This is a genomic window from Proteus sp. G2674, assembly GCF_009915195.1.
Taxonomy (GTDB): Bacteria; Pseudomonadota; Gammaproteobacteria; order Enterobacterales; family Enterobacteriaceae; genus Proteus; species Proteus mirabilis.
In genome coordinates, this window is record NZ_JAABLS010000017.1 from 94,623 (window position 1) to 106,787 (window position 12,165).

Below are 12,165 nucleotides of genomic sequence, written 5' to 3' on the forward strand. Positions count from 1 at the left end.
GCTTTCCTTATCTTTACCGCTATATTTATAAATTTATATTACCAACTAATACCGATCCCCCCCGCAGAGACCCAATTGTTAGCGTCATTCCAAGCGGTTGAGGCTTTAACTTTAACATTTTCGTTGATACGGTATTGCATTCCCCATGCAAATGCTGTGGCATTACGATAATTACCGATACCCATTGCGGTGCTAAAGGTTGCTGCATCATTAAAAGGTAAATTACTCATCGCTGCAACAGAGGCAATCCCTTGATTAGCGCGCTTTTCAACTTTATAGAAACGATTATTGGTTTCATTTTTAAAATGGCTAAGATCATTTCTAATGGCATTAATATTATCTGTGTTTGACTTATTTCCTGCATATAAAGAGCCAAGATGACCAACTAAACTTTTAGATTGCTCATTAACATCGAAATCATTAACTAGGTATTTATCTACGTATATTTTGTTTGTGCCAGCAGTTTGTTTAACTTGAGTAATTTCTTTTCCTTGTTCTTCTACATCCTCTCTATGTTTTTTTACTGTTTTGTCTAATTCACTAAGTTCTGTTCTTGTGTTAGTTAAGTCTGTTCTTGTGTCAGCTAACTCTGTACTAGTTTGATTTAATGTAGAATCTAGCCTTAATAAGCTATCATCAAAGGACATTTTCATATCAGTTAACTCATGTAAGCTTGCTATATTTTTTTTGAGAAAGAGTTCATTTAATGGTTCTTTGATTGAATCATTCCTTGTAATAATAATTTCACCGCTTTCGTTTCCTCTATTTATATTGTTTTCAATATGTTGTATAAAATAATCTATATTAGAATTTAAGACTTCTAAAGACTGTCTATGTTGATTGTTTGCTCTTTTTGATAAATCAATAATTTTTGATTTTTTATCCTTTAAATAACGCAACATCTCTTTTTTTTGTTCAATTGTAGCCCCTGAGATATTTAATCCAACAGAAGCTTGTGGAGGATGAACTGTAGAATCACTATTTTTAGTTAATGAGGCTATAATTTCATCGAAAATGGGGGCGGCAACAATATAGTCCATATCAGCTGAATTTCTTGTTCTGTGAATAGGGGTAATATAACTGTTAAATTCTATAGGCTGTTGCGCATGTTCATATTGCGGTAAAGAAGATACTACTCTTTCTACATATTCTTTCCTTTTAGAATTAAAATTATTATTTGGATCCTGTATTTCTTGATTTGATTCAACTGAATTACCCACATTTGGTGATGGGCTATCCGTATTAGAAAAAACATTTGCAGAATAAATTAAAGATAAAGAAATAAGAAATAATTTATTATAATTCATTAAAAAGTCCTTATAAAAATATAAAGTATAAAAATAAGTGGCTTATTTTATAAAATGTTTTTTAAATCACTATAAATAAAACGCCTTTTAATTTTTATTAATGAATATATTTATAAATAATAAAATATAATGAATTATTGATAATAAATTGCTATTCTACCGTTAAGAGGGCGGAGTGATGACTCTCTTGTATAATGAAAAATTCCTCTTTGACTGGCCGATAGTAATATCGGCTTTTTTTTAACTTATTGAAATGATGATAATTCTCTCTGGATAATAAAAAAGCCTCTGGTATCTAAAGATAGAAGAGGCTGTATTTGACTGATTAATTGCGACTATTTTTTCGGTTTAAAACGTAATAATCGGTTGGCATTACTGACGACAGTGATTGATGATAAGGCCATGGCAGCCCCTGCAACCACAGGGTTTAATAATGTACCGGTAAAAGGATATAAGATACCGGCAGCAATAGGAATGCCTAAACTGTTATATATAAATGCACCAAACAAGTTTTGTTTCATATTGCGCAGTGTGCCTTTTGAGATCTCAACCGCATCAGCAACACCATGTAAGCTATGGCGCATTAAGGTAATGGCCGCGGTTTCAATGGCGATATCACTGCCCCCTCCCATCGCAATACCAACGTCTGCTTTAGCCAGTGCTGGGGCATCGTTAATACCATCCCCAATCATTGCTACGCGACGACCTTCTGCCTGTAGTTGACTAATCGCTTGCGCTTTACCTTCTGGCATAACGCCTGCAATCACTTGATCAATACCCGCTTCTTTAGCTATCGCATTGGCTGTAATAGGGTTATCTCCAGTTAACATGACCAAACGATAACCTTGATGATGTAGACGCTGTAATGCACTGACGGTATCTTCTCGTAGTGGATCACGAATAGAAAGTAGGGCCGCTATTTTCCCATTTTGCGCCAATAAGACAGGGGTTACCCCTTTCGCTGATTGGTTTTCTATTAAGGCGTTTATCTCACTTATATCAATGCCAGATTCTTTCATTAGTTTAGGATTACCTAACAGCACAATATTGCCGTCAATTTCACCACTTAATCCCATACCTGCAAGAGTTCTAAATTGGCTTATTTGCGGTAATTTAATACCTTCAGCTTTGGTTAAAATCGCTTTTGCTAATGGATGATTAGAGCCACTTTCTAGTGCGCCTGCTAATGCTAGCGCTTGAGCTTCACTTATCTGATTGAATGTGTGGATCTCAGTCACTTGTGGCATGCCTTCTGTTAAGGTACCTGTTTTATCAAAAACTAAGGTATCTAATTGGCTTGCTTGTTGTAAAGCATCCGCATCACGCACTAATACGCCATATTCTGCGGCACGTCCCACACCTGAAATAATCGACATGGGGGTCGCTAATCCTAGAGCACAAGGGCAAGCGATAATTAATACCGTTGTAATAATAACGAGTGCATAAGTAATTTGTGGTGAAGGACCAAAAAAGTACCAAATTGCCCCTGCTATTAACGCGATAACGACGACGATAGGAACAAATACACTGGAAATTTTATCCGCTAATTGGCCAATTTCGGGTTTACTGCTTTGTGCTTGACGTACCAGTTTGATAATTCGGGCAAGGGTAGTTTGACTGCCTACTGCTGCAGCTTTAAACAGCACTGAGCCATCTTGCACGGTAGTACCTGCATGAATGGTATCACCAAGGCTTTTTTGTTGTGGAATAGGCTCACCGGTGAGCATTGCCTCATCCATCCACACTTCACCTTGGGTGATTTCACCATCAACGGGAACTTTATCACCGGTTGCTAAACGCAAGATCATACCTTGTTTCACATCCGCTAATGGCATTTCAACTTCGCCATTATCCGTTACTACTCTTGCTGTTGGTGGTGTTAAGTCTAATAGACGCTCTAATGCTTTAGAAGAGCGCTGACGGGCTCTTTGTTCAAGCATATGACCAAGGTTTATCAAACCAATGATCATCGCACTGGCTTCGTAATAGAGATGTCTTGCTTGGGCAGGAAACACCTCAGGCCATAAGTTAACACTAATTGAATAGAGCCAAGCAGCCCCTGTACCTAACGCAACGAGCGTGTCCATGGTGGCACTGCCGTTTTTTAGGCTTTGCCACGCATTACGATAAAAGTGCCCACCTGCAGCTATCATCACAACAAGCGTAATAATACCGATAGTTAACCAGATATTATGATTAGCTTCCGTTAACATCATATTATCGCCGATCATTCCCCATACCATTACAGGAATACCAACGACTAAGGCTAAGGCTGCTTGCCAGCGAAAACGCTTCATATTAGCGACAGCAACTTCTTGTTGACGCTCTCTGCGTTTTACATCATCTTGAATAATTTCTGCCCCATAGCCCGCTTTTTCGACCGCATTAATCAGGTCATCATGATTAACATGACCGGTTACAAGTGCGCTACGTTCAGCCAAATTAACACGTGCATTTTCAACACCGGAAACACTTTGTAAGGCTTTTTGTACTTTGCTAACACAGCTTGCACAAGTCATACCGTCGATTAATAACTGCGTGCTATCATCATCGATACTGATATCAGCATCATTATTATCAAGGATGGCTTCTTCTACTGGAATATCACAAACCGCCGCTGACGATGCTTCCAGTTGTGCATCCGTTTGCGTCAGCGGCTCAGTTTTTGGGTGGTTGGCTCCTGCTAATTTTGCATCATAACCAGCATCTTGAATGGCTGTGATCACACTCTCTGTGTTTGCCGTACCTGTTACTGTGGCATGAGTTAATTCCACTTGTGCACTTTCTACCCCATCAGTCCCTTCAAGAGCTTTCTTCACTGAATTGATACAATGACCACAATTTAAGCCTGATAAAGTCAGTTCAATAGTTTTTGGTTTATTTTCTTCTTCGTTTGCTAATGAGGCTTCAAAACCTTCAGCAACAACGGCGGCAATTAAATCTTTTGCGTTTGCTGTACCAAAAATTTCAGCCGATGTTTTGTCTACATTGACCGCAACAACACCGTCAACAGCTAACAACGCGTTTTCTGTTTTACCAACGCATTTCATACAGTTAAGCCCACTCAAACTTAGTTTTACATCAGCTTGAGTGGCTAAATGAGCTTCATATCCGGCTTCTTCAATGGTTTTGATTAAGCTTTCAACAGTTGCGTCGCTGTCAATTTTAGCGTATTGAATAGTCACCGTGGACTGTTCTATATCATTGCGGGCATCAAGTGATTTTTTTACACTGTTAACACAGTGGGAGCATGAAAGCCCTTGTAGTGCGAGTAGCGTAGTTTTTGCCATGGTCAATATCTCCAAATAAAAAGCGATTACCTCTATTATGGCGTAATATGGGATAACTTGCTTTCTTGAAAAGGTTTTTTCTTATCTGAGATAAAGGCTAAACCTTTCCGCAAGGGGAAGGTCAAGGGGGAATTTTGAATATTAGTGAAATCGCAACCAAAACCGGTTTGACGACAAAAGCAATCCGTTTTTATGAGGAAAAAGATCTGATAACCCCACCTCATCGAGGTGAAAATGGCTATCGATACTATTTACCGCAACATATCGAAGAATTAACACTGTTAAAGCAAGCTCGTGAAGTCGGGTTTAGTTTAGAAGAGTGTCGTTCATTGCTGATGTTATTACGCAATCCCTCACGTCACAGTGCTGATGTGAAAGAGGCAACCTTAAAGAAAGTGGCTGAGATAGAGAAAACCATTAACGAATTAAATGCTATTCGTCAACGGCTTCTCTTATTAGCAAATGAATGCCCTGGCGATGATGGGGCGGAATGCCCTATCATCAATCATCTTTCTGGTTGTTGTCATCATCAATAACAGCAGCATGCTGTGTTGATGATGCCGAGCGAGTGGTGGGAGAAAATGAGGTGACGTGCAAGGTGATACCATCAATAGCAATCACTTTGACTGTATCACCTGCTTTTAAGGGCGTGTCAGAATAGACTCGCCAACTCCCATCAGCAAGCTTTATACGACTAAAACCATTTTCAGTATCCGATAACAAAACTGCTTTTATACCAATAAGTTGGTGACTTTTTTGGTTTAGGTTTTCTGCTTCTTTGGATAACTTTTTGCGTTTAAGCCAGATACGCCAAAGGATCGCACTAATAACGGTGAGTAATGCAAATAGAATACCTTGAATGGGCCAACCAATAGGTAAGATCCATGCGATTAATGCAACACATAATGCGGCCATACCAGACCATAGTAAGTAGCCTGCAGTGCCTAGCATTTCGGCGATTAATAGTAAGACACCAAGGCAAAGCCAGAAAAGTGCTGGCTGAGCACTAATCCATTCAATCATCATTAATTGCTCTTGTTACCTGAGTCACTTTTTTTGGTATTTAATAATTCTGAAATACCACCAATTGCACCCATTAAGTTACTGGCTTCTAATGGCATCATCACAACTTTGCTGTTATCGGCAGAACCAATTTGTGACAGGGCATCAGTATACTTTTGTGCAATAAAGTAGTTAATGGCTTGCATATCCCCTTTAGCGATAGCTTCTGATACCATTTGCGTCGCTTTTGCTTCCGCTTCTGCTGCACGCTCACGGGCTTCGGCTTGTAAGAAAGCAGACTGACGTTCACCTTCTGCTTTTAAGATTTGCCCTTGTTTTTCACCTTCCGCTTTTAAGATTGCCGCTTGACGGATACCTTCTGCTTCTAGAATATCAGCACGCTTAGTACGCTCAGCTTTCATCTGCGCATTCATGGCAGAAATAAGCTCTTGTGGTGGGCGCACATCACGAATTTCAATACGGGTAATTTTAATACCCCAAGGGTTAGTTGCATCATCAACAATCAGTAATAAACGGCTATTGATCTGATCACGTTGTGAAAGAATTTCATCCAGTTCCATAGAGCCTAACACAGTACGGATATTGGTTAGCGTTAGATTGATGATTGCAAGCTCTAGGTTATTCACCTCATAAGCAGCTTTTACTGGATCGATAACTTGAATAAAGCAGACCGCATCAATACTGACATTGGCGTTATCACGAGAAATCACTTCCTGAGAAGGGATATCTAATACTTGTTCCATCATATTAATACGACGACCAATACGGTCAATAAATGGAATAAGGAGTTGAAGGCCTGGAGCAAGGGTACGTGTATAACGTCCAAAACGCTCGACAGTCCACTGATAACCTTGTGGAACGGTTTTTACACCACTTAAAACTAAAATAATGGCGAATAAGATAATAATACCAATAACTATTTCCATGTATCTGTCCTTAGCCTGCTTTAATAAATAAAATGAATATTAATAAAGTAAAGAATACACCATTCGGCGATATTTAGATGCTAGATTATCATTAGTCCCTAAAGCAGATAAAATATCCATCAGGGTTTTCTTAACTTGTCCTTCACCGGCATTAAGATCTTTTTTCAGAAAATTAAATAGCAATTCAAGGGCTTCATCATTGCGCGACACTTCATGCAGTTTTAACGCCAGTTGAATAGCGAGTTCAGTATTGTCGGGTTGCTGATTAAAATTATCTTGTAATTGCTGAATTTCAGGTGTGTCGGCAGCTTGTTTTTGCAGTTCAATTTGAGCTAATAAACTGTGATAGTAGCTATCTTGATCTTGCAATGGAATTGCGGCTAATAATTCTTCTGCTTCATTATGTTTATTTAATGAAATTAAAGCACCTGCGAGGGCTAAGGTAATTTCACTGTTTTTGGGATCAATTTGGTGTGCTTCTTTTAACAGTGGTAATGCCTCGTCTGTCTTACCTTCTGCTAATAGTGCTGAAGCTTGCGCTGCTTTTAATTCTTCTGGTTTAGGTAAGATATTGGCAAGGATTTGGCGAATAGCTTCTTCAGGTTGTGGGCCTTGGAACCCATCGACAGGACGACCTTCTTGCAATATATAAACAGTTGGGATCGCTCTTAGACCAAATTGCGAGGCAATCATCTGTTCAACATCACAATCTAATTTAGCTAATACAAACTGATCAGCAAATTCAGCCGCTAGTTTATCCAACGTTGCCCCAAGCTCTGCACAATGAGGACTACGCTCTGAATAGAAGTACATCATGACCGGTTTTGTCATCGATTGTTCTATAACTTGCTGAATATTCGATTCATTTACATCAACAATATGTGCAGTTGCTAACATTAACTTATCCCTTTTTGAGAGTTTTAAATATAAATGCTGTTTATTAAGCTATTTGATTAATAAATAAGGATGAATTTTGCAAAAATCAAGCCTTGTTACTTTGGCCGTTTAAGATCCTATCCATAAGTCTATCAGGGAGGAGTCGTTTTAACACTTTGACGGCATAAGTGAGTAAGGTCACAGGATAACGTAACTTAGGTCTTGGACTTTCTAAAGCATGGATTAGTTTTTTCACTACATCATCAGGTGTTAATGTGAAACGACTCGCAATCCCCGGATTTTTTACCGGTTTATCTTGTTGGGCTTGATTAACATTTTCAGTAAAGCGTGTTTTTATTGGACCCGGCTCAATTAAACTGACTTTTATCCCCGTAGAGGCAAGTTCCATTCTTAATGCATCAGACCAAGCTTCAACGGCATATTTACTCGCCGCATAAGCACCTCGGCCGGGAGTGGATATTAATCCCATTACCGAGCTCGTCTGAATAATACGTCCTTCGCCATGAGGTAACATTGCCGGCAGTAACCCCATAGTAAGCTGATGTAAGCCAAAGAAATTAGTGGAAAATTGTTTTTCCATTTGCTGGCGACTAATCGCATTTAATGAACCATAAACCCCAAAACCACCATTATTAAATAATCCATATAAACGTCCATTAGTAAGGCGAATGACTTCTAATATGGCTTTTTCGATACTTTCTGCATCATCGAGATCAAGAAAAATAGGCTCAAACCCCAATGTTTCCATATGGTTAAGATCATCTTCTTTGCGACAAGCAGCCAGTACTCGATATCCTTTTTGCTTGAGTGTTTTTGCCGCACACAGTCCAATCCCACTAGAACTTCCTGTAATCAATACCGTTTTTTGCATAATTTTACAATTAATCTCATTTAATCTAGGTTAACTACTGTCACAATAGTTTAACGTGTTAGGTAAGGGGATAGGGTTTTATCCATCCATTGAGCAATAAAAGGCTGAGCCGCTTCATTTGGGTGAATGCTGTCGTTTTGCATCCACTCAGGTTTATCTGCTATTTGCTCCATATAAAATGGGATAAGCTCAAGAGCATTGTCTTTCGCCAATTGTGGGTAAATCGCAGAAAAAGATTGCGTATAGCGTTTACCATAATTAGGCGAAATCATAATTTGCATAAAGAGTGGCGTTGCTCCCGCTTCTTTTACTTGGGTAATGATGTTTTGCAACGCTTCTTTCGTTTGGGCTACAGGGTAGCCTTGTAAGCCATCATTTGCACCCAGTTCAATCAAAACCCAACGAGGTTGGTGCTGTTTTAATAAATCAGGGAGCCTATTTTGACCTTGAAATGCGGTTTCGCCACTGATGCTTGCATTTACGACATTTATTTCAGGATAAGTTAATTTCCATTTATCCGCGAGGCGTTGTGCCCATGCGCTTTCAATAGGAAGGCGATATCCGGCACTTAGGCTGTCACCAAAGATCAAAAAGGTATCAGCAGCGATAGACTTAAAGCTAAACATCATCATGACGATAAGGAAACAAGTATGTCGACGGAAAAGGTTCTTGAAGTTCATCAGTTAACCAAACAAGTAGGAGAAGGTGATAGTCAGATCTCTATATTGCAGGGTGTTGAGTTAGTTGTCGAGTCTGCACAGACAATTGCTTTAATTGGTGAGTCAGGATCGGGCAAATCTACACTTTTAGGTATTATTGCCGGATTAGATGATGGAGGCGCTGGTCGTGTGCAATTAATGGGACACGATCTGACCAAAATGAATGAAGAAGAGCGGGCAAAATTACGTGCACAACATGTCGGATTTGTTTTTCAATCTTTTATGCTAATTCCAACGTTAAATGCCTTAGAGAATGTGCAACTTCCTGCGTTATTAAAAGGTGAGTCAGAAAAACAGAGCCATACGCGAGCCGTTGATTTACTTAAACAATTGGGTTTGGGTGAGCGCTTGTATCATATGCCCGCACAACTTTCCGGTGGTGAGCAACAACGTGTTGCATTAGCAAGAGCTTTTTGTACCCAACCGGCGATCCTGTTTGCTGATGAGCCAACAGGTAATCTTGATCGAAAAACGGGAGATAAAATTGCCGATTTACTGTTTTCCCTTAATCGTGATTATGCCACAACATTAATTTTGGTCACCCACGATAATGAGCTTGCCGCTCGTTGTCAGCGAAGATTACGTCTTGTTGATGGTCAACTTAAGGAGGAGTCATGATCTGGCGTTGGTTTTGGCGTGAGTGGCGCTCGCCGGCTTTATTAATTGTTTGGCTCTCTTTAGCGCTGGCGGTGGCTTGTGTGCTGGCGTTAGGGCGTATTGGTGATCGCATTGATAAAAGTATTTATGCTCAAAGTCGTGATCTTATCGCCGGTGATTTAGTGCTACGCGCCTCGTATCCTGTTGATGAAAATTGGCTAGCTGAAGCTAAAAGAATGGGGCTAACACTCAGTCGTCAAATGCAATTTACCACCATGTCTTATGCCCCAGAAGGTGATACTCCTCAATTGGCGTTGGTAAAAGCCGCGGATAACTTATATCCACTCTATGGTGAGCTAGAAACTCAGCCTGTAGGGCTAAAAGCGGAGAAAGGCACGGCGTTAGTGGATGCAAGGTTACTGGCGCTTTTGGGGATCAAGGTTGGTGATAATATTGATGTCGGTGATGCCACTTTTACAATTAGCGGTGTATTAGTTCAAGAGCCTGATAGTGGTTTTAATCCTTTTCAAATTGCCCCGCGTATTTTAATTAATCTTGCTGATGTTGAAGCGACTGGTGCCGTTCAGCCGGGAAGCCGCTTAACTTACCGTTATATGTTTGCGGGTAATGAAGCATTAATTGATGAATACCAACAACGCTTTGATCCCTTATTAAAACCTGACCAGCGTTGGAATAGCTTAAAACAAGATAATGGTGCTCTCTCTCAATCAATGGAGAGAGCAAAAAACTTTTTACTATTATCTGCATTATTAACACTACTATTGGCGATTTCTGCCGTTGCTGTTTCAATGACACATTATTGCCGTAGTCGACATACGCTAATTGCGGTATTAAAAACCCTAGGTGCTGATAATCATGCATTACGTAAATGGATTATAGGTCAGTGGGGTGTGATTATTGTTGCGGCTATCGTGGTCGGCTCACTGGTCGGTTGGGGCTTTGAATTAGTATTGTTGCAGATTTTAGCACCGGTATTACCAAAAAGTTTACCTGATGCGAGCTTTATGCCATGGCTATGGTCAGTTGGCTCTTTACTACTCATCGCGTTATTGACGGGTTTACGCCCTTATCACCAATTAATGTCAACGCAACCTTCCCGTGTGTTGAGAAGTGGTACTACGGCACCTAGTTGGCCACTACGTTATTATTTACCCATTGTTGCATTGATTGTTGTTGGCGCTTTAACTCTGTTTGCCGGAACGGGTGTTTTACTGTGGTCTATTTTATTAGGTATCGTCGTCATTGCTTTCTTGCTCGGCGTGATTGGTTGGCTTGGATTATGGCTTTTAAAGCAATTTAAATTTAAGCAATTGAGTGCCCGTTTAGCGGTGACACGTTTATTACGCCAGCCTTTCCAAACCATGACGCAATTAGCCGCTTTTTCATTATCCTTTATGCTATTGACGCTATTGGTTTTGCTGCAAGGGGATTTATTGGAAAAATGGCAACAGCAGTTACCTGAAGATAGTCCTAACTATTTCTTGATTAATATGTCAAAGCCTCAGGTACAGCAGATTAATACATTATTAGCCACTTATCATGTGGCACCGACAGATGCTTATCCGGTTGTGTTAGCACGTTTAACAGCGATTAATGATCACAATGCGAAAGTGTGGGCAGATGCACGGGATGCGGGGAATAATACCGTACGAAGAGAGCTTAATTTAACGTGGCACAGTGAACTTCCTAAAGATAATGTTATTGTCGAAGGCTCATGGCCTCCCGTCGGTAATGGCGTTTCAATCGATCAGGGGGTTGCACAAAAGTTAGAAATAAAGCTGGGGGATGAGCTAACTTTTGTTGGTGATACTCGCGAGTTTAAATCTGTTGTCACCAGCATTCGCCATGTTGATTGGGAAAATATGCGACCAAATTTCTTCTTTATTTTCGCAGAAGAAGGGCTAAGTAATCAGCCTGAAAAATGGATGAGCAGTTTTTATTACAATGGTGATGGAAGTTTGATCACCGCATTAAATCGACAATTTCCTACGGTCAGTGTGCTAGATACTGGTGCATTAATTCAGCAAGTTCAGCAGATCTTACAGCAAGTCAGTCGAGCATTAGAAATTATGGTTGGATTAGTTATGTTGTGTGGGGCATTGCTATTAGTGGCACAAATTCAAGTCGGTATGACACAGCGTCGTATCGAGTTGGTGGTTTATCGAACATTAGGCGCGAGTAAGTCACTATTAAGACGCACGCTTTGGGCGGAGTTTGCCTTATTAGGGTTAATGGCCGGTTTAGCTGCAGCGATAGGGGCTGAAGTTGCATTAGGGTTATTGCAAAAATCGGTATTTAATTTCCCATGGCAGCCACAATGGATGATGTGGATAGTTGTTCCCGCTCTTGCCGCCGTATTACTTTCACTTTGTGGCAGTATTTTAGGGGTTAGGCTATTACAAGATAAAGGCCAATATCGTCGTATTCAGGGAGAATAGTCGCCATTAGTTATCTAGTTATCATTAAATGAAGTGATACGTGATATTGAATTAAAAATGCTGATATTGAAACGGA

The 12,165-nt window shown here is 40.1% G+C and carries 10 protein-coding genes; 3 read left to right on the top strand and 7 right to left on the bottom strand.

Annotation, left to right across the window (positions count from 1 at the left end; genetic code table 11):
* Positions 1-38: 38 nt before the first annotated feature.
* Positions 39-1,307, bottom strand: coding sequence for a YadA C-terminal domain-containing protein (locus tag GWI58_RS17830; RefSeq protein ID WP_237611673.1), 1,269 nt, complete (start codon positions 1,305-1,307; stop codon positions 39-41).
* A gap of 335 nt (positions 1,308-1,642) precedes the next feature.
* Positions 1,643-4,597, bottom strand: a complete 2,955-nt coding sequence (gene copA, locus GWI58_RS07855; RefSeq protein WP_161769061.1) for a copper-exporting P-type ATPase CopA — start codon at positions 4,595-4,597, stop codon at positions 1,643-1,645.
* A 134-nt stretch (positions 4,598-4,731) separates the two neighbouring features.
* On the opposite strand from copA, the gene cueR reads away from it, so the two are divergent.
* The gene (gene cueR, locus GWI58_RS07860; protein WP_004244266.1) at positions 4,732-5,133 is read left to right on the top strand and encodes a Cu(I)-responsive transcriptional regulator; all 402 of its coding nucleotides are present in this window, start codon (positions 4,732-4,734) and stop codon (positions 5,131-5,133) included.
* Here cueR and GWI58_RS07865 read toward each other — a convergent pair.
* From GWI58_RS07865 to tesA, 5 genes are all read right to left on the bottom strand, one after another.
* Positions 5,099-5,620 (bottom strand): NfeD family protein, encoded by a 522-nt coding sequence (locus GWI58_RS07865; protein ID WP_004250295.1) that lies wholly within the window; start codon positions 5,618-5,620, stop codon positions 5,099-5,101. The two genes, cueR and GWI58_RS07865, sit on opposite strands and share 35 nt — an antisense overlap.
* Positions 5,621-5,622: 2 nt before the next feature.
* Entirely contained in the window at positions 5,623-6,546 is a 924-nt protein-coding gene (locus GWI58_RS07870; RefSeq protein WP_004244263.1) for an SPFH domain-containing protein, read from the bottom strand.
* Positions 6,547-6,585: 39 nt separating this feature from the next.
* Positions 6,586-7,443 carry a co-chaperone YbbN gene (locus tag GWI58_RS07875; RefSeq protein ID WP_161769062.1) on the bottom strand — a complete coding sequence of 286 codons (858 nt, stop codon included), beginning with the start codon at positions 7,441-7,443 and terminating at the stop codon, positions 6,586-6,588.
* Positions 7,444-7,528: 85 nt separating this feature from the next.
* On the bottom strand, positions 7,529-8,314 hold the full coding sequence (locus GWI58_RS07880; RefSeq protein WP_161769063.1) for an SDR family oxidoreductase: 786 nt from the start codon (positions 8,312-8,314) through the stop codon (positions 7,529-7,531).
* Positions 8,315-8,364: 50 nt separating this feature from the next.
* Complete coding sequence (gene tesA / locus GWI58_RS07885) at positions 8,365-8,994, bottom strand: multifunctional acyl-CoA thioesterase I/protease I/lysophospholipase L1 (protein ID WP_012368271.1); 630 nt, start codon at positions 8,992-8,994, stop codon at positions 8,365-8,367.
* Between tesA and ybbA the strand changes: the two genes are divergently transcribed.
* Both ybbA and ybbP read left to right on the top strand, forming a co-directional pair.
* Complete coding sequence (ybbA, locus tag GWI58_RS07890) at positions 8,965-9,651, top strand: putative ABC transporter ATP-binding protein YbbA (RefSeq protein ID WP_004250296.1); 687 nt, start codon at positions 8,965-8,967, stop codon at positions 9,649-9,651. The two genes, tesA and ybbA, sit on opposite strands and share 30 nt — an antisense overlap.
* Positions 9,648-12,089 carry a putative ABC transporter permease subunit YbbP gene (gene ybbP / locus GWI58_RS07895; RefSeq protein ID WP_012368270.1) on the top strand — a complete coding sequence of 814 codons (2,442 nt, stop codon included), beginning with the start codon at positions 9,648-9,650 and terminating at the stop codon, positions 12,087-12,089. The genes ybbA and ybbP overlap by 4 nt, the downstream gene beginning before the upstream one ends.
* The last annotated feature ends 76 nt before the right edge of the window (positions 12,090-12,165 follow it).